Raw genomic sequence first — 21,456 nt, forward strand, 5'->3', positions numbered from 1 at the left:
CCGGAGCTGCGGGGTGTTCTAAGAGGGAGTCGCAGTTCACTCCCTTTTAGTCTGGGGTGGGCGAAGCGCCACGACTTTGACCTTAATCCAAACGAAGTTTGAAAATGAATTAAGGAGTGTAATTGTGCAATAATTAAGATTCTTTGTTTCACTCAAGCAGAGAAACTCAAATTAAGTTCTTTCAATAATATAACTCACTTCTAAGACTATAGCTTACTGTTAGTCTTCAACCATTAATGTACTGGCTTTCTGTTCTTATAAAGACCGTTATTATTCGTAAAGTTTACTCTGACCTAACTAAATTTTGCCTTAACTTTAGTTAGGATAATCTAACCTTTAGCTTGGATTGGAAAGGGGTTGGGATTCGTTCATATAAAGATTAGCTTCATCAATAATATATTGAAGATCTTTATCCTCAATTAATTTTTGTAAACTACAAGCCCACTCATTAACCTGCAAAAAATAAGTGAATGCTATGAAAGAAATTCTTTGCTCTGAAACGCGACTTTCATCTGCATAATGCTTAACTAGCTGACTTATTCTCAATAGTAACTCTACGCTCTTTGGCCAATAAGGAGCCGTACCTTCTTTAAGTTTTATGCAGACTTGTTCTCTAAGCTTATTCAAATCTTCTTCATGCCTTGTTCCAGAGTCTGATTCAATCAAATTCAAAATATAGTTAATCGTTTCTGGGTGCCCTTTAATCGGGTAAAGATAAAAAAACTCTTGTGCTAAATCAAATGAACGGCTATTGATATGTTCATCATACATTCTTATATGCTCATTTAAAGCTCGTGTTATTTCCTTCATTTTAAAATCTTTTTGAGCTAACTTAACTTGCTCAGCTAAAGCTGTAGCACTGTTTGCGGCTTCAATTCTACTAGCCTTTAGCTCTTGACGGGTTAACCTTAACTCAGACAATTGTATTTGCACTGACCATACTAATAATCCAATGGTTGCAAAACCTAAAATGGGATTTAAGGTCCCACCAACAAAGTCACCAAATTGAGCAAATGTTTCTTGTGTAGCTAAGGCATTATGAAAGAGAGCACTAAAAACAACTAGTATAAGAATTGCCAAGATGATTACAGATATTAAGCCTATTTTGAGAATGGTAGGTAATTTTTCATTTGTTTCTTGCATTGATAAAAGCCTTTATTATTTTAAAAGAATTCTAATTAGCAATAAAATCAGCTGCATCCCAATGATAAATTAGGTCATGGCCCAGAGTAAACTTTATTGCCTACCTAATTACCAGCCTAATAATACACTGCTCAAATTTAAAACAAAAAACGCTAATCGCTTGGTTTAATCCCAAGTCGATTAGCGTTTTTTGTTGCCATCATCATTTCAAAAGTGTTTTCCAGCCCCTTTCAAACGATAACAATCCTCTCTAGCGATAACCGTTCGATTAAACTTCTTTACCTAAATGCTTGTACAGACTTTGGTAATCAACACTGTCAGCCATTAATTGTTGATGGTTACCACTGTCAGTGATTTGTCCGTTATGAATCATATGAATGCAATCCATTTCAGCCATGGCGGTTAAACGATGGCTTATCATTAACATGGTTTTGCCTTTTGCTAAGGTAAATAATAAACGTAAGATTTCACGTTCTGTGCGCTTATCTAATCCTTCGGTTGGCTCATCTAATAACAAGATTGGCGCATCACGTAATAAAGCTCTGGCAACACCGATTCGGCGCTGCTCGCCACCTGATAGCTGACGTCCGCCTTCACCTATCCAGCTGTCTAGACCAACTTCTTCACCGCGATCTGTGGTGGTTTTTGAACTAAGAAGCACCTCTAAGCCGACTTGCTTTAACACTGCTGTTAATTGCTCGTCATTGGCGCGTCTTTTTTGCCCTTCAACGTATGGCAAAGCAATAGCTAAGTTGTCACGTACTGTGCCTGCAAATAAATGAATACGTTGGCTAACAACGGTCATTGAGCTGCGTAATGTCGCTTCATCAAACTCACTAATATCACGACCGCCTAAGCTGATTTGACCTTGCTGAGGTTGCCATTCTCGGGTGATTAAGCTTAATAAGCTCGATTTACCGCAGCCTGTTGCACCTAATAGCGCGACTTTACTGCCCTGAGGTAAATCTAAATTCAACCCCGTTAACACCTGCGAGTCAGCCTGATAACCGAAGTGAATATTACTGAGGCTAATCTCGGTACGCTCAAGCTGAGTTTCTTGACCAAATACGACATCAGGCGTTTGCTCGGTGACTTCTGAAATACGTTTTGCCGCTAACACACAACCTGATAAATGCTGGAATGCTCCTGAAATTGGCATCATCATTTCAATGGTGGCCATAGTGGCAAATACCATCATTGCCATTAGCGGGCCTGGTGGCACACTGTCACCCACGCCATGACCTGCAAAATACATCATCATCACAACTGCGGCGCCATTGACCATGATCAATAATGCCTGGCTTAAACCGGTCACATGCGCCATTGCGGTTTGGCTAGTAAATAGCGATAACTCAGCTTCACGTAGCTTTTGGCGGTAGCGATCATTTGCTGAAAATAATGTCAGCTCTGCCTGACCTTGGATCACATCTAAGATCAACACTCGAAAACGGCGTTTACTGTCTACCACCGCTTCACCCGGTTTTCTACCTAAGCGATAAAATACGAGCGGTAAAATCAGCCATGCTGCAATTAACAAAGCACACAGGCTTAATGCCAGTGATGCGTCAAACCAAGACAAGAATGCATAAAGGGCAACAACGGTCAGCAATGAGGCTGCCATTGGCACTAATAAACGTAAATAAAGATGATCCAGCGTATCAATATCGGCCACTAACCGATTGAGCATGTCGCCTTGTCTAAGGCCTTGCAGGTTACTGGCACTTAACGGCAGTAGCTTTTTCCACGACCAAACGCGAAGTTCTGTTAGCAGTTTAAACGTGGCTTCGTGGGTTGCTAATCGCTCACCATATCGGCTTGCTGTTCGTGCGATTGATAAAAAACGCACCCCACCAGCAGGAGTGAAAAAGTTAAACGCAAGCGCAGTTGCTGCTGTTAACCCTGCAATAGCCGTGGCCGATAAAAACCAACCAGACAACGACAATAAACCAATGCCAGCAATGATCGTTGTGCAGGTTAGCAATAAGCCAACCGACATCATTAGCCACTGACGTTTAAATAACTTAATGAAAGGCAGTAATAGTTTCATTACACATCCTCCCTTTGAGTTTGTTCATCGGTCTTTATTGGCTCTTGCTCATCAATATACAGCGACAAACCGTCATCATCTTGTTGCTGCATGTTTTTAAACAAGCCAGCTTGAGTGCTCAGCAAACCATAATCTCCTTGCTGCACAATTTGACCATGATCAACCACTAAAATGTTATCCAGGCTTTGTAACTGATCAAGTCGATGAGTCACCATCACACAAGTCTGTTGCTGCATCGCTTGTTTAAGGGAGTCTGATACCAGTTTTTCACTGTGGCTATCAAGGCTGGCTGTGGGTTCATCAAGTAAGAATAAACTCGCTGGTTGTGCTAACGCTCTTGCGAGGGCAATACGTTGAGCTTGGCCAACAGAGACGCCGGCTGCTTGATCGCTAATGACAGTATCTAAGCCTTGGGGGTGTTGATTAACAAATTCGGCAATGTTGGCTTGTTCAAGTAAGGCCATCACTTGTGCATCAGTTAATTCAGGATTAGCTAAGCAGACGTTTTCACGAATACTGCCATGGAATAGTTGAGGATCTTGCCCAAGCCAAGCTAAGTGTTCACGCCACTGTTTTTTATCCAGCACACTTAACTCAACACCATTGATTTTGAGCGAGCCTTTGTAGGGTAGAAAACCTAATAATGCATTGAGTAAACTGGTTTTACCCGCGCCGCTTGGGCCAACCACCGCGACTTTTTGCCCCGCTTGCACCTCAAAAGAAATCGGCCCAAGTAAAGCGGTTCCTTCCAATGTCAGCACTTCGAGCTCTGTCGCTGAAATGGCAATGTTATCTAACGAAACCTCATGCTGTTGCGCGGTTTGTTCACTGAACTTACCGTCGACCTGCTTTAAAGGGTTTGGATGCTCTAGTAATTCAACTAACGCCTCTGCTGCGCCAATGGCTTGCGCTTTGGCGTGGTAATGGGTACCTAAGTCTCGAAGTGGTTGAAAGAATTCAGGGGCTAAAATCAGAATAAATAGACCGGTAAACAAAGTGATACCAGCGCCATAATGACCAAAATTTAGGTGGTCTAAATAGCTAAAGCCAAAGTACACCGCCAGCACAGCAATGGATAATGCAGCAAAAAACTCTAATACCGCCGAGCTTAAAAATGCCATTCTCAGCACCGACATGGTTCTTTGCCTAAAGTCTTCTGAGGCCGTCTCAATTTTGTTCACTTCAGTCTCACCGCGGTGAAATAATTTAAGTGTACTTAAGCCTTTTAAGCGGTCCATAAAGTGGCCACTTAATCTTGATAATGCACTGAAGTTTTTACGGTTGGCATCAGCCGCGCCCATACCAACTAAAATCATAAACATTGGGATCAGCGGCGCTGTGGCAAATAGAATCAGTCCAGCTGCCCAGTTAAGCGGAAATACTGACACCAAAATAATCAACGGAATAAAACCCGCTAGCATCATTTGTGGTAAGTACTTAGCATAAAAATCATGTAAGTCTTCAACCTGCTCAAGCACGATGCTCGCCCATGCTCCCGCTGGCTTTCCTTTGATAAACGCAGGGCCTAAATCGGTGAGTTTGTTCAACACAGCTTCACGAATGTCACTTCGTAGTCGTTTACCCGCTTCAAAGCTTAATCGCTCACGTGCATAAGCTAGCCCTGCTCGCACAATAATCAGTGCAATTAACCCGATAAATTGACTGCTAAAGCTCGCCATGGGTAATTCGAGCATAATCACGCCGTGTAAAATATGTGCCAACAAATATGCTTGCACGACAATCGCCACACCGTTAAGTGCACCGGTAAAAATGGTGAGTTTCAAGAATATGCCGCAAGATGACTTCTGTTGTTTAAGCCACTGGCCAAGAGATTTTTCTAAGGTTTTATCCATTACATTCCTGAAAATGATCGCACTAAATGAGGAAAATTGCCGCAGTATCGCAAGCTAACAGCTTCGATAACAGCCGCTTATAGAGAAGTGTTAACTGATTCACACATTGCTAATAAACACTGTGTTAATGATGAACTATAATTCTACGCGATAGTCATCAGCAGGACAGTAAAAGAAAGGTAAATATTTGTTCATCAAATTGAATCAATATTTCTATTTGATAGTGAGTATTAACGTTCTTAAAAGCACAGAACTTTATGTTTTTTTTTGATTATAGTTTTAATCAATAAAGTTTCTCACTCAATGCTTACATGCAAGAAAGCGATTAACTAAGCAATAGCCATATCAGCTTACTTAGCGTAAATGACAATCACGATAAATTATACGATTGCACTTTCTAATAGGATGAAGAAGGTAATTAAAAAATGGACGTTAATCTTTCAGCCCACAGAGCACAAGCATTCAACTACTTATTTGACTCGGTTGTAGTCACTGATACCACAGGTATTATCATTGACTGGAACTGCGGTTCACAACAACTTTATGGCTACAGTAAAGATGAAATACTCGGCCAATCAGTGAGTATTTTACATGTCCCCGAAGACAGTGCCTCTATCACTGAGTTGGTCATTTCCTCGGTTGAACAACATGGCAAATGGACGGGCGAAATACGCTTTTTACATAAAGACGGCACTATCGGCTGGGTAGAGTCGATGTGTGTGCCATTGTTTGATGACGAGCAGCAATTTATTGGTGCTTTAGGGATTAACCGAGACATCACTAAACGTGTTGAAGATGCCCAACGAGTATTAAATCTCGCCTGCTATGACCAGCTGACGCAAATACCCAATCGCTATTTGTTAATGGACAGAGTTAAACAAACCATCGAACGCTGCAAACGCATGAACACTAAGTTCAGCTTGTTCTATATGGATTTAGATGATTTCAAGAACATCAATGATACCTATGGGCATTGCCAAGGGGATTCTGTTCTAATTGAAGCGGTAACCAGACTGCATAAAGTCATCAGAGAGTCGGATACTTTAGCCAGAATTGGCGGGGATGAGTTTGTATTATTACTGGAGGACATTACCGACAATAATGACATCTCGCGCATGGCTGATATCTTAATCAGTGCATTAGACAAGCCGTTTACAATAAACGCTCAACCCGTTTTGCTTAATTGCAGTATTGGTATTGCGACCTTTCCTGATTCCGGTGACGACTTTGATACCTTAATCAAAACAGCAGATTTTGCGATGTATAAATCAAAGCGCCAGGGCGGAGCTACTTATCGATTTGGCTAAGCTTGATAGTTTATTCGGTGTAAAAGGCAGTTGAAAAGTTAGTTGAAAAAGTGAGGTAAATAGTCATGAATGGGCTTTATTTAGCTAACGATTTGAATTTGCCATTAAACGCCAAATTTAACTAATACATGCCACATCAGTTTAAGCTGTTGTACTTGCTGAGCCTGCTTAGTTCTTTGACTCCAAGGCACTGGTTTTTCAGTAAGCACCTGTGCAGCTCTGCCAATAATATCTGCATTTATCTGCTTATCTCTAGCAATCACCTTGGCAAGTTCTGGCATTGTCGCCCCTCGAAAGTCATCAGGCACCTGCTCCACATCAAGCTGATAGCCTTGATGCCACAACAGTTCAATATCATACTCGTGGCACATTGACTGCATCAGCTCACCTATATCTGTATCTTTATAGCTTGGATCAGCAACAAGATAGCCAATATCATGCTCTAACGAGACTTCACCATGAATTTGCGCTTCAATATAATGATCAAGATTAGATAAAGCAGGCATGTCGAAACGCGCCCTCACACCTTGAGGTAACTGCTGCCACAGATGATTAACCATATCCGCAGGCTTAATCTCTTTCACTCCTAAAGCATATTGCCGCTCAAAACACTCGCTGAGTAACGCGGCCAAGATCACCTCAAAGCAACTTAACGTGCCTTTTTCTTTAGGTAAGCGATAGGAATCCATATAACTGAATGTACAGCGCGAAAGTACTTGAGTGTGGGTAAGAAAGTAACAACTGCCAAATCGAGGTGCCGGCCCCGTTGGGCATAGACCAAGATCTAATGCACCATACTTAGGGCGTAGTTTAACTCCTGAGTAACTATGACCAAAAAGTTGGTTTTCCCAGTGGTCTCTTGGGCCACCTAATTCCGGTGACAATTGCCCATTTGAGATATGAGTTTCAAACTGGCTTTTATAAACACCATCCTTAAGTAACCCAGCTGCGACTGATAATCCGCGGCTATCAATACGATCGGGGTGAAAATGCAAGGCCACTCGGCCATGTTGATGCAAGGCTTGCATAGCCTTATGAACCGCAGCAGTATCAATATTAGACATTAACAGGACATTTTTAATTACCGCACTTGAGTGCTCGCGCAAACAGGCAACGCTATGCTCGATATGGATTTGTGCTGCTGACTTTCGATTCATAACCTGCCCTCCTTTGCATCTGTAATTAACACTATCCAATATCTAACGACTTGCAGAATAAAAACAGCTAAGTGCTTGTATTTCATTGTATGTAAAATACACGGTTTTAGCACAAAAGATTAAAACTAATTCATCTATCTATGCGGTTAACCCTCATCAAGATGTTGAAACACCGTACTCACCATTCTTTGCAGAACAAAACCTCAAATAACTAATCCCTAGGGCCTGTTGATCTTTCAAGGTTGTTTTTGCAGCGAGTTGTTGGCCATTCTATGCATCAAGGGCGCAAGACAGAGACTTTGTGGTGTAGTTATTCTACATAAAGAGTCGATAACGCAGTAAAAATGACCAACAAACGCTGCCCAAAGGGTTCGACTAAAAGCGTTTTACTCTTTGTTGGATGCATTTTGCTTAGATGACTAGGCATCAACTCATCCGCCTCGATTACAACGCTTTTATTTCGAACAAAACTTAACCAGCAAAGAACAACAGGCCCTAGATACTGATGAAATAAGCCCATTGCATATGGCTTATATTCCACTAGTAACGGCCATTAAAGAAGAATATTTAAGCGATTAGATGGCGCTCTAGCAGTGTTTCAGGTAAGCTTCACGCCCGCCATTTCGTGGCCCCCTATTCAGTCATAGCAACGTATACGTTGCCCAAAGAGATCATTCTATGAGTTTTGCCTCACTAGGCTTAAGCGCAGCAATTTTAAAAGCTGTTGAAAAACAAGGGTATGACACCCCTTCAGCAATCCAAGAACAAGCTATTCCTGCCGTCCTAGAAGGCAAAGACGTAATGGCCGCAGCTCAAACGGGTACAGGCAAAACAGCAGGTTTTACCCTGCCATTATTAGAACTACTCTCAAAAGGTCAGCGCGCTAAGCGTGGCCAAGTTCGTGCTTTAGTATTAACACCAACACGTGAGCTAGCAGCACAAGTTGCTGAAAGCGTGTCGACTTACGGCGCAAACTTACCGCTTAAATCTGCGGTTGTATTTGGTGGCGTATCAATTAATCCACAAATTACCACCCTAAGAAATGGCGTCGATATTCTAGTGGCGACCCCAGGGCGCTTATTAGATTTATGCCAACAAAAAGCATTAAGCTTCAGCCAACTTGAAGTCTTAATCTTAGATGAAGCCGACCGCATGTTAGACATGGGCTTTATTCGCGATATTAAGAAAGTCTTGGCTATGTTGCCAAAACAACGCCAAAACCTAATGTTCTCAGCAACGTTTTCGGATGAAATCCGTGAACTTGCAAAAGGCTTAGTGAATAATCCAGTTGAGATTTCAGTTACGCCACGTAATGCGACTGCTAACACGGTTGAACAAAGTGTTTATGCCGTAGATAAGAGCCGTAAAGCGCGTATCTTAACTAAGCTAATTAAAGAAAATAACTGGCATCAAGTGTTGGTATTTTCTCGCACCAAACATGGCGCTAACCGCTTAGCGAAAAACTTAGATGCTGACGGCATCAATGCAGTGGCTATTCACGGGAATAAAAGCCAAGGTGCGCGAACCAAAGCCTTAGCTGATTTCAAAGCGGGTAAAGCACAAGTCATGGTTGCTACCGATATCGCTGCCCGTGGTATTGATATCGACCAATTGCCTTTTGTCGTTAACTTTGACTTACCTAATGTCCCTGAAGATTATGTGCATCGTATCGGCCGTACTGGCCGCGCTGGTGCAACGGGTTTAGCAGTATCTTTAGTTAGCGATGAAGAAGTGAAGTTATTACATGACATCGAAAGACTGATTAAGCGCACTGTCGAGCGTAAAGTCATCGAAGGCTATGAAGCATGTCATGACTTACCAGAAGCAAGCTTAAAAGGCGGTCATCGCGCGGCTAATCATAAAAAGCCAAACCCGAATCGTCGTAAGCACGCCAATCAAGCTGATGGACAAAAACAAGGTCAAAGCACTAAACAGGGCCAGCGCCCAGCGCCGAAAGGCAATTCAGACAAGCCAAGCCAACGTCAACGCGCCCGCGCTCGTGCAGAAGCTGAAAATGCTCAATCAGATGGTAATAAAAAACCACAAAATCGTCGCCAAGGTCGCACTGACAACTCAAGCTCACAAGGCAAGGTTGATCCTTACGCGAATGCGAGACGTTAATAGCGACTCACTGATTTAGCGTTAACTTAGCTCGATTTTCAGCAAATAGTTAATGATTAAAAGGCATGAAAGCCAAGCTTTCATGCCTTTTTTGTTATTCAAAAATACCAGCATAAAAACCTACACCTTGCTTACTCATTAACGATAAACACTTGAAAGTTGCCAGATCCACTCTCATCGTTCATGATAATTACACGGAATAAAGACAATTTTTCATGGAAGAGTTATGAAGTATTTAGGTGTATTGATTCTAATATTATTACTGGCTATTGCCAGCCTGTTTGTTGGTTTACAAATGGGAAAGGGCCAGCTTAATCAAGCAGAAGAGTCTCAAAGTAATCAACTGAGTAAAACACCAACAAGTGAAGGTGTTACCTCCCTGCCATCAGAGTTAGCCATAGAATCCAGTCATCTCGTCAGCGAACTGAAACAAGAAGTGCTACAACTTAAACAACAGCTTGCTGAAAAAAACAGTTTAATCGACGCTATGAACTCTTCAATGGGATTACTCGAGCAGCAAGTTGAACTGGCTTACACCGAGATAGATCAAGTTACAGAGCAAACCCATGACTCGCCATTTCATCCAGAGCCAGACAGCATCAGCACTGATCAAGCAAACCAGTGGGTTCCTGAAAATTTTGCCAATGCGATAGCTTCACAACAAGGAGACATGGTCGCACTATTTAAGCGCCATCACCAAGCTGACACCAATCAAGAATGGGCCACGGAGCGTGAGCAAGCATTAAAAGATTCTTTTGCTTTGAGTGAATATGCTGACATGGTCAATATCACCTCAGTCAATTGTAAAACCAGCACTTGTGAGGTTCGCGGTGAAGAGCTAGAACCCAATGGTTGGATGTTAGTAAGCCAGCGACTGCAAGAGACTTCATTAAGTAAAAATGCCAGTACATGGACCTATCTGATAGGAAACGAAGAAGGTGAAACCCTGATCCATATGTTGTCAGAAGTTGATGATTCAACAGTTGAAAATCAGTAATGACCTCAACGTGATGGATAGATAACACCATTCCGACTAAAGACTAATACTGCCAGCGTGATAAAACCAATATCATCAGCGTGCTTAAGTTCGTAAGTCATTAGTTTAAATATCACTTTATATTGATCTACGCCTAGCATCAGCTCGTAAGTTACACACGATGCTGTTAGCCCAGGATGCTGTTAGCCAAGGTGCTCCTGTGTAGGTAGCGACTTTTGAATTAGCGAAAAATCAATGTAAAGGAATACTGTTCACCATGACGATATCTTCAATTAATTCAGCAAGTAATGATACCCAAAAAACAGCAGCCCACTCAACAAGTTCAATCAATCCCAACTTGCACATCCAAGTAATGCTGTTGCCTAACTCTGAACATCTCATCTGGGTCATTGATGATTTCATTACTGACTTTGCGTCTCTTGTCGATTACAGCAAAACAAAAGCTTACTTCAATAATGTTGGCGCCGATGGAACCTTGTTCCCTGGCATGCGAGATGAAATGCCACGCCCCTATTATCAATCTTTATCATCGTTAATTACCTTACTGGCAAAGCAGCCTAAAGGTGAATACTTCAAGCAACATCAAATTGCAAAGTGTTGGTTATCTAAAGTCACTTTAAGTCCATTACAGCTCAATGCGAGTCAAACCATGCCACACTTTGACTCCCTTGCTGAACACGATATGGCAGCAGTGCATTATCTCAATGATGTCCAATTGGGCGGCACCAGCTTTTATCGTTATAAAGGCGCTGACAAACTGCACTTATCCCACGACGATAAAGACATTATTTTTAAGATGGTTGATGAGGTTAAGCAAGTTGCAGCAAGCCGAAAAGGCTACATCACAGATTCAGATGACTTATTCGAAAAAGTATTCAGTATTGACGCTAAGCCAAATCGCATCGTTATCTATTCAGGTAATATTCTTCACAGCGCCAATATTACTGATGAAGTAGAGTTTGATAAGCGTTCTGAACATAATCGCACATCAATTAACTCTTTCTTTAGTATCGCCTAAATTGTCAAAATCAACATTGTGGTTACTGTTAATAAAGTCATTGTTGTGTTTTTGAAAAACAGGTGATTAAGCTTCATTCATAAACGCTAGATTCACATTACTGGCAAGACTAAGATATGCGTTAAATATTTCTGGATGATATGGATGCCACCCTAATGAAATTTAAGCGCTTTGAAGAACACTCCCATCAACTTGAAAATACTCGAATTAAAGCAAACTACGACCGCCTTCTATGTCGCTTTCGCTTATTAACGCTGCCTGATAATACTCAGTCAGAGACTGAGGTTATTACAGATAAATACTTACTATTAAGTCCTTTTCACAATGGTAGTTTTACCCTAAACGACGTGGATTACCAACTCAAAATACGTTGGTTTCTTATTTGGCACTCATCCATTATAAAGCCCAATAGCCGCAGTCAAGATAAAGCAAAGCGAGACTCAAAAAATGTAATCATTCCTGAATTACTGCCCTATAAACGTAAAACATCCATCATGCTATGCATATACGTGTTTTTAATTACGTCATTAAAAATCGGCCTAAGCCTTTACGCAGTTTAATCAGCTCAGCTATCTAATAAACACAAAAAAGCGAATTCAGTAACCACTGAATTCGCTTTGTTTTAAAGCCTATTTATAAAAACTGGCTTACTAAAACTATTTTCTTACAAGCTAGGCTTATAAAAACCAGGCTCGGTAAGTTTTACCTTTAAGGCGGCCTTTGGTAATTTTGTTCAACGCTTTTTTAGAAGCGTCACGCTTAACGGCTACAAACGAACGAATATCAGTGACCTTAATTTTACCAATATCAGCACCATCAATACCGTTTTCACCGGTTAAGCCACCCACAATGTCACCAGGACGGATTTTGTGCTTTTTACCCGCATCAATTTGGATGGTGATCATTTCTGCTTCTTGCGGCTGCTTGTTAAGCACATTCATTGACGGTAAGGTTTCACCATCAATTTCTTTGCCAATCAGCTCTTCAATTTCAACCATTCTGTGGCCATCAGCATGGCTAAAGAAAGTGTACGCAGCGCCTTTACTACCTGCACGGCCTGTACGACCAATACGGTGAATATGCACTTCTGTATCGTAAGCAATGTGATAGTTAAATACCGCTTCTAAATCTTCGATATCTAAACCACGAGAGGCTACATCAGTAGCCACTAATACGCGGGCGCTCTTGTTAGCAAAACGCAGTAACATTTGATCGCGATCGCGCTGCTCTAAGTCGCCATGTAAAGCCAATACACTAAAACCTTGCTCAGCTAAAGTGTCAGCCACTTTTTGGGTTTCACGTTTGGTATTACAAAAAACCACTGCGCTTTCAGGTTGCTTTTCAAGGAGCAATAATTGCAATGCCTCTAAGCGAGCCTGATTGTCTTCTGTATGGTAAAAATGCTGCTCAATTGTATGGTTGTCGTGAGTCGCCTCAACTTTAACCATCAAAGGCTTATACATAATCTGTTCAACAACTTGTTGAATTTGCTCAGGGAAAGTCGCACTGAACAATAATGTCTGACGCTCATGAGGGGTTTCAGCAATGATTTGATCAATATGATCTTGGAAGCCCATTTCTAACATGCGATCGGCTTCATCTAACACCAACATATTGACGTTACTCAGATCTAAACGATTACGATCAAGATGATCAACGATACGTCCAGGTGTGCCGACAATAATGTGCGCGCCATGTTCAAGCGAACCGATTTGCGGCCCCATTGGAACGCCGCCACATAAGGTCAGCACCTTAATGTTATGAATACCACGGGCTAAAGTACGAATATCTTTAGCCACTTGATCGGCTAATTCGCGTGTTGGACACAGCACCATGGTTTGAATGCGAAAACGTTTCACATCAAGTTTGTTTAATAGACCTAAACCAAATGCAGCTGTTTTACCTGAGCCGGTTTTTCCTTGGCCAATCACGTCATCACCCGCAAGAATAGCTGGTAAGCTTTCAGCTTGGATTTGAGTCATAGACTCGTATCCCATGGTTTTAAGATTATCAAACAAACCTGGTTTAAGATTAAGTGATGCGAAAGCCGTATTAGCGGCCTGTTCAGTAGACTGACTCAAGGTGAATATCCTCTGATATCAAAGCAAAATGGGATAATAGAAACAACTCGGCCAAGGATAAAATACCTTGGCCAAATGTTTGAATGTCTATTGTAGCAATTTTATCCGTTAGTCGCTGACATTTATTCGCATAAAACGGATTGAGATAACCCTAGGGCCTGTTGTTCTTTATTGGTTAATTTTTATTCGAAATAAATGCGTTTTAATCGAGGCGGATGAGTTGATGCCTAGTCATCTAAGCCCCTTTTATTGGCAAAGATGCATCCAACAAAGAGTAAAACGCTTTTAGTCGAACCCTTTGGGCAGCGTTTGTTGGTCATTTTTACTGCGTTATCGACTTTTTATGTAGAATAACTACACTACAAAGTCTCTGCCTTGTATAAATGGCCAACAACTCGCTGCAAAAACAACCTTAAAAGAACAACAGGCCCTATACAATTTCCCCAAAACGTCCTTGCTGATAATCATCAATAGCCTGATTTATCTCTGCTTGGCTATTCATCACAAATGGCCCCATATGTACGATTTTCTCATTAATAGGGCAGCCTGCTAGTAATAAAATGCCAGTGTCTTGATTCCCAGCTTTGATAAGGGTATTGAGTTCTGGCTCAATAACTAATAGCTGGCCTTCTGTCGCTTTTACCTGCATTCCACTGGTATCGACGTACTCAAGCTCGCCTTGATAAATGAAAATGCTAACACTTTGATGTGTCGACAAATCAAGTTGTGCTTGGCCATTTTCATTTAGCATTAAATCCGCAATCGCACCATTACCCGCCAAACCTTGAATGCTGGCCGCTATGATTTGAGGGCTATCGGCAAACTGCCAGTCGCCTGCCAGTGCTTTAAGGTTAGCGCCGCTATCATTGCTTACGACTGGATTAGGCGTGCCTGTTGTGTCTTGATAAATCGCGGGGCGCATTTTATCTTTGGCTGGCATGTTAAGCCAAATCTGAAACCCATGAAGGCCTTCGTTAGCATCAGCAAGGGGCATTTCAGAATGCACTACGCCACTTCCTGTGCTCATCCATTGCACATCACCTGCACGAATAGCTTTAACATTACCGAGTTGATCTCGATGCTCAAAACCGCCTTTACGGATATACGTAAAGGTTTCAATACCTCGGTGCGGATGTGGTGGAAAGCCACCAATAAAGTCTTGCTGATCGTTTGATTTGATCTCATCAATCATTAAATAAGGATCAAAACGGGTATTCATAAAATCCGCTACCCGTTTAATGTTCACTCCATCGCCATCCATCGCTGGACGAGCGGTAAATTTGCTTAATACTTTCATGATAAAGCGCTCAGTTAACCTTTAATGAGATCACTTTATCAAGCATATAGTCGAATGAATATTGCATTAAAGCGTAGCTATCTTTCGATTTTATACTTGTATTAGATTATATAAAAATTGCTATTTCAGTGAAAAAATAATTAAAATCAAAGGCGTGGCGGTTTTGTTGTTTATAGCGAGTAACGATATAACAGTGTCGATTTTCATGTCTCCACTTGAAATTAATCTTCACGGAAAATATTCTTCACATAAGAATATTCATCACGGAAGTCTTACAGCTTATTAAACTCTTCTAACCATTCAATAAAAGCGTTTGAGACTTTCTCAACCGTCCCCAAAGCCTGGTTATAAAACCACACAGGTGCATCTTTTTGACTCGCGGCGCAGTCAGTTTGCTTAAAACAAAACATGTTGCCCTTACAGTCAGAAGCAAACAGAATATGGCCTTTCGGCATACCGCTCATTTCATATAAGTTTGATAATAAACTCACATCATCAAGACTTAAAAAGTCCTGAACTTCAGATATATCAACACCTAAATCACAAATCTTAGTTAACACATTGGGTGTATGCACTAAACCATAAGTGGCAATTAAATACTTATATGAGTCAGGTAAAACAGCATTTAGTCTTGATTCTAGTGCGTCGATATCATCACTTTTAATCGGTACCATGGCATGTTTACTGCCCCAGTTTTTGACAAAGAGATCAATGCTATTCATTTTAGAGATTCCAATATAATTTAAGGCGTAAACGAGAAAGGATTATACACTGGCTCTGATGATTAAAACGCTTAATACTGAAGGGTTATGGGAAAAGCGATTTGAGTGTTAGAGGAATATTGAACCAAGCTCATGCCATTAAATCATAGCATGAGCTAAAAATGCTGATTATTCAGAGCACTTTTTATTACAGCACTCTTTATTACAGTACTCTTTTTTGCAGCACTTTGTTTACGGCACTCTTGCTTAAGGTACTATTTTTTACAACACACTTGTTTACGGCATAGTTTAACATTACGCCAATGCGCGTAAGCAACAATAAATGCGCCAGCTAACGTCAGTAGTTTCTCACCAACTTCACCAACAATGTCATGTCCATAAACCGAAGATGCAACCAAAGTCAGCAGGCCAACAATAGCAAACATCAATACTTTAGCATCACGGTGGCGTTGACAGCCCATTAACACCGCTATCGTACTGGTAGGCAGTACCAACCACACCATCACCTCATGATATAAATGATCGTTTAATGGCAATGCAGATAACGAAGGTAACAAGGCAAGTAATATTGGGGTTGCAATACAATGTAAGGCGCAAAGACTTGATAACCCGATAACCCGATAGCCAGCTTATCCAGTAGCGATTGCATATTATTTGTCATGTGAAATCCTTTTATCTCTTAGTCGTGAGCGCCAATTATTGATTTAGCATCAGCTAAATTGGAGTAGTATTTAACACTGATTTAACTGAATAAGAAACAGTAACAAGACTTAATTTACTCAGTAAGCTCGTTAATTGATTTCACGATTTAATCGAGTTGAAACTATCCATTGAATAGGCATAAAAAAGAGCGCCGAAGCGCCCTTAAAAAATCGATTAAACATTATTTTTATCGTTTAACTACGAAGCCCGATACCACGGAAAATTAAGTAGTAAGCGACAAACCATAACGAGGCACAAAAGCCGACCATGATTGCAATCGATAACGGTACGCTGATATCAGCAAAGCCTAAAAAGCCGTAACGGAATACATTAATCATATACACCACAGGATTTAGCGCCGATACACCTTGCCAAAAATCAGGCAGTAACGATAACGAGTAAAACACCCCACCTAAATAAGTTAACGGCGTTAAAATGAAGGTCGGAATAATGCTAATGTCATCAAAGCTTTTAGCAAATACCGCATTAATTAACCCGCCTAATGCAAACAGCACTGAGGTTAAAAACACCGTCATAATCACTAAGCCAACATGGTGTAGTGATAAGTTCACAAAAAACATCGCCACCAGCGTGACAATCAAGCCAACAGCCAATCCACGGGCAACACCACCACCGACGTAACCAGCAATCATCACATAGTGTGGTACAGGCGCGACCATCAATTCTTCAATGCTGCCATGCATTTTTGCACTGAAAAATGATGAGGCTACATTTGAATAGGAGTTAGTGATCACCGACATCATAATAAGACCCGGGGCAATAAACTCCATATAAGACACACCGCCCATTTCACCGATTCGATTACCAATTAAGTTACCGAAAATCAAAAAATACAAGGTCATGGTAATGGCTGGCGGAACTAGAGTTTGCACCCAGATACGGGTAAAACGATTAATTTCTTTAGTCAGAATACTTTTAAAGGCAACCCAATAAAGTTGATTCATTATTTTGCCTCCTTGGCTTTTTCAACTAACTCAACAAACAACTCTTCAAGACGGTTAGCTTTGTTACGCATTGATAATACTTCAATATCTTGTTTACTTAGCTGAGCAAATAACTCATTTAAGTTTTGTGCTTTGGCAACATCCACTTCTAATGTGTGACCATCGACCAAGCGGCTATTCATGTTTTCCAACACAGGAGCAGCTTTAATATCTTGGCGTAAATCAAGAATAAAGGTTTCTACATCAAGCTTACTGAGTAACGTTTTCATGCTGGTGCATTCCACCAACAAGCCTTTATCAATAATACCGATATTACGGCACAGCATTTCCGCTTCTTCAAGGTAATGGGTGGTGAGAATAATGGTCACACCTTGGTTATTAATATCTTTTAAAAATTGCCACATTGAGCGGCGAAGTTCGATATCTACCCCAGCTGTAGGCTCATCTAAAATTAATAGCTTTGGTTCATGCATCAGTGCACGAGCAATCATTAAACGGCGTTTCATGCCGCCAGATAATGCTCTAGCTTGGCTGTCGCGTTTTTCCCACAAATCTAATTGGCTCAGATATTTTTTGGCGCGCTCTAGGGCAAGGTTTCTGGTCACCCCATAATAACCCGCTTGGTTAACTACAATTTGCAGCACGGTTTCAAACTGGTTGAAATTAAACTCTTGCGGCACTAAACCGATGCACATTTTGGCTCGTTCTAGGTTGTTATCGATGTCATATTCAAACACCTTCACGCTACCAGAAGACTTTTGCACTAATGAACTAATCACCCCGATGGTCGTCGACTTACCGGCACCATTGGGCCCTAACAAAGCAAAAAAATCACCTTGTTCAACGGTTAAGCTAACTCCTTTAACAGCGTGAACGCCGCCTTTATAAGTTTTTTGCAGGTTTTCGATCACCAAAGCATTGGTGTTGTTGCTCATTGTCATTCCTCTGATCCATAAATTGCGAATTACACGTTTACATGACTTGCTATCAATAGCCTATTGTAAACAAGGTATTGTAAATGACGCAGCGTATACGTAAAAGACGCAAAACTTTATGACGCCCAAAACAAAACTCCCGCCTATAGCGGGAGTTTACATTCAAAAGGTGACATTAATCTAATGGCACAACTTTCGCGATGTAAGGCAAGTTACGATACTGCTCAGCGTAGTCGATACCATAACCTACGATAAATTCGTCAGGAATGGTAAAACCGATAAAGTCGACAGGTACGTCTACTTCACGACGCTCAGGCTTATCCAGTAAAGTACACAGCGCTAAGCTTTTTGGCTCACGCAGTAATAGCATTTCACGTACTTTATTTAAGGTATTGCCTGAATCAATTAAATCTTCAACAATCAATACATCACGATCAGCAATCTCAGATGATACATCTTTTAAGATCTTCACATCACGTGTGCTTGTCATTGCATTGCCATAGCTTGAAACTGACATAAAGTCGATTTCAACATGGCCCTTAATACGGCGACATAAGTCAGCCATAAAAACCACAGACCCTTTCAATAAGCCGACCATTAACAAACGCTCGCTGTCTGCGTAATGGGCATTAATCCTTTCAGCTAATATATCCAGTTTTTCGTTGATTTCTTCTGCAGAAATCATCACTTCGGTTGTGTGTTTCATATTACTCTCAGTTGTCGTGATTTTCGGGCTTAACTTAAGTTAAATTGCGGTGTCGTCGCGAGACTTTTGTGAAGCATAACCCCAGCGATTTGTTAGCCCATGTTCAATACCCAAATGATCTAGAATTCGGGAAACCATGAAGTTTACCAGATCTTCTATCGATTGGGGATGGTGATAAAAGCCTGGGGCTGCTGGCATGATGGTCGCGCCGTTACGTGTAAGGCTCAACATATGCTCTAAGTGTATGGCACTAAAAGGAGTTTCTCGCGGAACCAAGATTAATTGACCACGCTCTTTTAATACCACATCAGCTGCTCTTTCTAACAAATTATTACTCATTCCGGTTGCAACCGCAGCTAAAGTGCCAGTTGAGCAAGGGCAAATGACCATTTGTTTAGGCGCTGCGCTGCCAGATGCAGGTGGCGAGAACCACTCATCTTTACCTAAAACCACTAACTCACCGATAGAAGAATCAGTCATGTCAAAATGATTCAATAACTGCTCATGAGCTTTTTCTGGGTTAGCACTAAGCTGTAAGCCTTCTTCAGTGGCCAGTACGACTCGTGCAGCGCTCGATATCATTAAAAACACCTGATAATCAGCAGCTAATAAACACTTTAGTAGTTTTAAACCATAAGGCGCACCTGAAGCGCCAGTCCATGCAAGACTGATCGCTTTAGATCTTTTGTTGTACTGCGTTGTGTTACTCATAAACTCTCTAAATACAGCTAACGATTTCAGTTAACCTTAATACGTTCAAAATACTGTTGTCGGTGCAATTTTATCAAAAATAGCAATACTATTTTAGTGCACTCATTAGCTTTTGATGAATACCATTAAAACCGCCATTACTCATGATAACGATCGTATCACCTTCACAAGCTGTTGCCGTCACTAAAGCAATTATGTCATTAATATCTGTCGATACTGCCACAGGAATACTGGCATTAGCCATATTGGTTTCAATATCCCAACCGATATTGTCAGCTTGGTACAAAAAGGCACAATCCGCCAATGACATAGATTCAGCAAGAGTATCTTTGTGAACGCCGCTTTTCATGGTATTTGAGCGCGGCTCAAGTACCACAATCAATTTACCTGAAGCCTTTTCGCCTGCACCTACTTTGGCACGTAAACCTTGTAGTGTCGTTTCAATAGCCGTTGGGTGATGGGCAAAATCATCATAAACAGCAATGCCATTAACCGTATCAAGTAACTCTAAACGGCGCTTAGGCGGGGAAAATTTGGTTAATGCTTCAATGGCATGATGAGGGGCTACGCCCACATGACGAGCCGCAGCTATAGCCATCACTGCATTTTCTATATTATGCTGACCGATAAGGCCCCAGTTTAAAATGCCTTGAGACTCACCATCAAACATCACTTCAAATTCATGTCCATCTGCAGCGATCGTATTGGCATACCAACCTTGAGCCACTTGCAGGCCTTTGGTTGGTGAGGCATAAAACTGCTCTTGCTCGCTCCAGCAACCAAGTTCGATGACTTCTTTAACCGCATCGACCTCAGCAGGCCAAATCACTTTGCCCTCGCCAGGAACAGTACGAATAACATGATTAAATTGACGTTGTATCGCGGCGAGATCGCTGAAGATATCGGCATGATCAAACTCGAGATTATTAATCACTAACGTGCGCGGACGGTAATGGACAAACTTAGAACGTTTATCGAAAAAGGCACTGTCGTATTCATCGGCTTCAACCACAAAAAACGGCGAGTTGCCTAATCTTGCTGATACACCAAAGTTTTGCGGCACGCCGCCAATCAAAAAACCAGGCTCGTAGCCACAATCTTCTAATACCCACGCCAACATACTTGAGGTCGAGGTTTTTCCATGAGTCCCAGAAACGGCAAGTACCCAACGCTCAGGTAAGATATATTCAGATAAAAACTGCGGGCCTGAAGTGTATTTAATGCCGCGATTGAGTACCGCCTCAACACAAGGGTTACCTCGGCTCATTGCATTGCCAATCACCACGATATCTGGCTGACTTTCACCTTCTTTACCTAATTGGCTTGGGTCAAACCCTTGGATGAGTTCAATACCTTGCTCTTCAAGTTGAGTGCTCATCGGTGGGTAAACATTGGCATCACTACCAGTCACTTTGTGTCCCATCGCACGGGCTAATAATGCGAGGCCGCCCATAAAAGTGCCACAGATCCCAAGAATATGTACGTGCATGCAATTGCTCTATTGAGAATGATTTATGGCTTATTCTAAAGCATTGCGCCCGAGATTGTCAGCTCACAATAACAAGCTTTAATCTTTAGCCATCACTAACGCACAACTTAGTTAGAACTATGTAATCGTTGCCAACAACGCCCAACGCTATTGTCCTTAGTACCTGAACATCAAGATTGTTAGTTATCCTGCATAATCAATTCTA

General features: G+C 41.5%; 20 protein-coding genes. 5 read left to right on the forward strand and 15 right to left on the reverse strand.

The window, feature by feature from the left end; translation table 11 throughout:
- Positions 1 to 336: 336 nt before the first annotated feature.
- The 3 genes from LMH66_RS17705 to cydD all read right to left on the reverse strand — a co-directional run bounded on the left by LMH66_RS17705 (position 337) and on the right by cydD (position 5,043).
- Entirely contained in the window at positions 337 to 1,143 is an 807-nt protein-coding gene (locus tag LMH66_RS17705) for a hypothetical protein (RefSeq protein ID WP_229371978.1), read from the reverse strand.
- Between the two features lie 268 nt (positions 1,144 to 1,411).
- On the reverse strand, positions 1,412 to 3,190 hold the full coding sequence (gene cydC / locus LMH66_RS17710; RefSeq protein WP_229371980.1) for a heme ABC transporter ATP-binding protein/permease CydC: 1,779 nt from the start codon (positions 3,188 to 3,190) through the stop codon (positions 1,412 to 1,414).
- Positions 3,190 to 5,043 (reverse strand): heme ABC transporter permease/ATP-binding protein CydD, encoded by a 1,854-nt coding sequence (gene cydD, locus LMH66_RS17715; RefSeq protein ID WP_229371982.1) that lies wholly within the window; start codon positions 5,041 to 5,043, stop codon positions 3,190 to 3,192. Before cydD ends, cydC begins: the two co-directional genes overlap by 1 nt.
- Before the next feature lie 425 nt (positions 5,044 to 5,468).
- On the opposite strand from cydD, the gene LMH66_RS17720 reads away from it, so the two are divergent.
- Positions 5,469 to 6,350 carry a sensor domain-containing diguanylate cyclase gene (locus LMH66_RS17720; protein ID WP_229371984.1) on the forward strand — a complete coding sequence of 294 codons (882 nt, stop codon included), beginning with the start codon at positions 5,469 to 5,471 and terminating at the stop codon, positions 6,348 to 6,350.
- A 104-nt stretch (positions 6,351 to 6,454) separates the two neighbouring features.
- Here LMH66_RS17720 and LMH66_RS17725 read toward each other — a convergent pair whose 3' ends face one another.
- Both LMH66_RS17725 and LMH66_RS17730 read right to left on the reverse strand, forming a co-directional pair.
- Positions 6,455 to 7,507 carry a DUF3626 domain-containing protein gene (locus LMH66_RS17725; RefSeq protein WP_229371986.1) on the reverse strand — a complete coding sequence of 351 codons (1,053 nt, stop codon included), beginning with the start codon at positions 7,505 to 7,507 and terminating at the stop codon, positions 6,455 to 6,457.
- Positions 7,508 to 7,817: 310 nt separating this feature from the next.
- Positions 7,818 to 8,048, reverse strand: coding sequence for a hypothetical protein (locus LMH66_RS17730; protein WP_229371988.1), 231 nt, complete (start codon positions 8,046 to 8,048; stop codon positions 7,818 to 7,820).
- A 137-nt stretch (positions 8,049 to 8,185) separates the two neighbouring features.
- Here LMH66_RS17730 and LMH66_RS17735 point away from each other — a divergent pair, with 137 nt between their 5' ends.
- The 4 genes from LMH66_RS17735 to LMH66_RS17750 all read left to right on the forward strand — a co-directional run bounded on the left by LMH66_RS17735 (position 8,186) and on the right by LMH66_RS17750 (position 12,203).
- Positions 8,186 to 9,628 carry a DEAD/DEAH box helicase gene (locus tag LMH66_RS17735; protein ID WP_102526476.1) on the forward strand — a complete coding sequence of 481 codons (1,443 nt, stop codon included), beginning with the start codon at positions 8,186 to 8,188 and terminating at the stop codon, positions 9,626 to 9,628.
- Between the two features lie 226 nt (positions 9,629 to 9,854).
- Complete coding sequence (locus LMH66_RS17740) at positions 9,855 to 10,625, forward strand: hypothetical protein (RefSeq protein ID WP_229371990.1); 771 nt, start codon at positions 9,855 to 9,857, stop codon at positions 10,623 to 10,625.
- Positions 10,626 to 10,881: 256 nt separating this feature from the next.
- On the forward strand, positions 10,882 to 11,643 hold the full coding sequence (locus LMH66_RS17745; RefSeq protein ID WP_229371992.1) for a DUF6445 family protein: 762 nt from the start codon (positions 10,882 to 10,884) through the stop codon (positions 11,641 to 11,643).
- 155 nt (positions 11,644 to 11,798) lie between these two features.
- Positions 11,799 to 12,203 (forward strand): hypothetical protein, encoded by a 405-nt coding sequence (locus LMH66_RS17750; RefSeq protein ID WP_229371994.1) that lies wholly within the window; start codon positions 11,799 to 11,801, stop codon positions 12,201 to 12,203.
- Between the two features lie 117 nt (positions 12,204 to 12,320).
- Here LMH66_RS17750 and dbpA read toward each other — a convergent pair whose 3' ends face one another.
- From dbpA to mpl, 10 genes are all read right to left on the reverse strand, one after another.
- The gene (dbpA, locus tag LMH66_RS17755; RefSeq protein ID WP_102526473.1) at positions 12,321 to 13,724 is read right to left on the reverse strand and encodes an ATP-dependent RNA helicase DbpA; all 1,404 of its coding nucleotides are present in this window, start codon (positions 13,722 to 13,724) and stop codon (positions 12,321 to 12,323) included.
- Positions 13,725 to 14,154: 430 nt separating this feature from the next.
- Positions 14,155 to 15,021: a pirin family protein gene (locus LMH66_RS17765; protein ID WP_229371996.1), complete on the reverse strand. Its 867-nt coding sequence runs from the start codon at positions 15,019 to 15,021 to the stop codon at positions 14,155 to 14,157.
- A 272-nt stretch (positions 15,022 to 15,293) separates the two neighbouring features.
- On the reverse strand, positions 15,294 to 15,743 hold the full coding sequence (locus LMH66_RS17770; RefSeq protein WP_102526471.1) for an SMI1/KNR4 family protein: 450 nt from the start codon (positions 15,741 to 15,743) through the stop codon (positions 15,294 to 15,296).
- A gap of 254 nt (positions 15,744 to 15,997) precedes the next feature.
- Positions 15,998 to 16,300: a MerC domain-containing protein gene (locus LMH66_RS17775; protein WP_229371998.1), complete on the reverse strand. Its 303-nt coding sequence runs from the start codon at positions 16,298 to 16,300 to the stop codon at positions 15,998 to 16,000.
- On the reverse strand, positions 16,270 to 16,404 hold the full coding sequence (locus LMH66_RS20430; protein ID WP_267869213.1) for a hypothetical protein: 135 nt from the start codon (positions 16,402 to 16,404) through the stop codon (positions 16,270 to 16,272). The genes LMH66_RS17775 and LMH66_RS20430 overlap by 31 nt, the downstream gene beginning before the upstream one ends.
- Before the next feature lie 235 nt (positions 16,405 to 16,639).
- Entirely contained in the window at positions 16,640 to 17,410 is a 771-nt protein-coding gene (locus tag LMH66_RS17780) for an ABC transporter permease (protein WP_229372000.1), read from the reverse strand.
- Complete coding sequence (locus LMH66_RS17785) at positions 17,410 to 18,345, reverse strand: ABC transporter ATP-binding protein (RefSeq protein ID WP_102526468.1); 936 nt, start codon at positions 18,343 to 18,345, stop codon at positions 17,410 to 17,412. The genes LMH66_RS17780 and LMH66_RS17785 overlap by 1 nt, the downstream gene beginning before the upstream one ends.
- 175 nt (positions 18,346 to 18,520) lie before the next feature.
- On the reverse strand, positions 18,521 to 19,051 hold the full coding sequence (gene hpt, locus LMH66_RS17790) for a hypoxanthine phosphoribosyltransferase (protein WP_229372001.1): 531 nt from the start codon (positions 19,049 to 19,051) through the stop codon (positions 18,521 to 18,523).
- 39 nt (positions 19,052 to 19,090) lie between these two features.
- A complete protein-coding gene (locus LMH66_RS17795; RefSeq protein WP_153916177.1) occupies positions 19,091 to 19,762 on the reverse strand; it encodes a flavin prenyltransferase UbiX in 672 nt (223 codons plus the stop codon).
- A gap of 88 nt (positions 19,763 to 19,850) precedes the next feature.
- Entirely contained in the window at positions 19,851 to 21,251 is a 1,401-nt protein-coding gene (gene mpl / locus LMH66_RS17800) for a UDP-N-acetylmuramate:L-alanyl-gamma-D-glutamyl-meso-diaminopimelate ligase (RefSeq protein ID WP_229372002.1), read from the reverse strand.
- Between the last annotated feature and the right edge of the window lie 205 nt (positions 21,252 to 21,456).

It is taken from the genome of Shewanella sp. 10N.7 (assembly GCF_020806285.1).
GTDB lineage: Bacteria > Pseudomonadota > Gammaproteobacteria > Enterobacterales > Shewanellaceae > Shewanella > Shewanella electrodiphila.

Excerpts from the sequence above, each read along its gene's own strand:
- LMH66_RS17705 (WP_229371978.1), bottom strand. The coding sequence starts at position 1,143 with ATGCAAGAAACAAATGAAAAATTACCTACCATTCTCAAAATAGGCTTA.
- cydC (WP_229371980.1), bottom strand. The coding sequence starts at position 3,190 with ATGAAACTATTACTGCCTTTCATTAAGTTATTTAAACGTCAGTGGCTA.
- cydD (WP_229371982.1), bottom strand. The coding sequence starts at position 5,043 with ATGGATAAAACCTTAGAAAAATCTCTTGGCCAGTGGCTTAAACAACAG.
- LMH66_RS17720 (WP_229371984.1), top strand. The coding sequence starts at position 5,469 with ATGGACGTTAATCTTTCAGCCCACAGAGCACAAGCATTCAACTACTTA.
- LMH66_RS17725 (WP_229371986.1), bottom strand. The coding sequence starts at position 7,507 with ATGAATCGAAAGTCAGCAGCACAAATCCATATCGAGCATAGCGTTGCC.
- LMH66_RS17735 (WP_102526476.1), top strand. The coding sequence starts at position 8,186 with ATGAGTTTTGCCTCACTAGGCTTAAGCGCAGCAATTTTAAAAGCTGTT.
- LMH66_RS17740 (WP_229371990.1), top strand. The coding sequence starts at position 9,855 with ATGAAGTATTTAGGTGTATTGATTCTAATATTATTACTGGCTATTGCC.
- LMH66_RS17745 (WP_229371992.1), top strand. The coding sequence starts at position 10,882 with ATGACGATATCTTCAATTAATTCAGCAAGTAATGATACCCAAAAAACA.
- LMH66_RS17750 (WP_229371994.1), top strand. The coding sequence starts at position 11,799 with ATGAAATTTAAGCGCTTTGAAGAACACTCCCATCAACTTGAAAATACT.
- LMH66_RS17765 (WP_229371996.1), bottom strand. The coding sequence starts at position 15,021 with ATGAAAGTATTAAGCAAATTTACCGCTCGTCCAGCGATGGATGGCGAT.
- LMH66_RS17770 (WP_102526471.1), bottom strand. The coding sequence starts at position 15,743 with ATGAATAGCATTGATCTCTTTGTCAAAAACTGGGGCAGTAAACATGCC.
- LMH66_RS20430 (WP_267869213.1), bottom strand. The coding sequence starts at position 16,404 with ATGACAAATAATATGCAATCGCTACTGGATAAGCTGGCTATCGGGTTA.
- LMH66_RS17780 (WP_229372000.1), bottom strand. The coding sequence starts at position 17,410 with ATGAATCAACTTTATTGGGTTGCCTTTAAAAGTATTCTGACTAAAGAA.
- LMH66_RS17785 (WP_102526468.1), bottom strand. The coding sequence starts at position 18,345 with ATGAGCAACAACACCAATGCTTTGGTGATCGAAAACCTGCAAAAAACT.
- hpt (WP_229372001.1), bottom strand. The coding sequence starts at position 19,051 with ATGAAACACACAACCGAAGTGATGATTTCTGCAGAAGAAATCAACGAA.
- LMH66_RS17795 (WP_153916177.1), bottom strand. The coding sequence starts at position 19,762 with ATGAGTAACACAACGCAGTACAACAAAAGATCTAAAGCGATCAGTCTT.
- mpl (WP_229372002.1), bottom strand. The coding sequence starts at position 21,251 with ATGCACGTACATATTCTTGGGATCTGTGGCACTTTTATGGGCGGCCTC.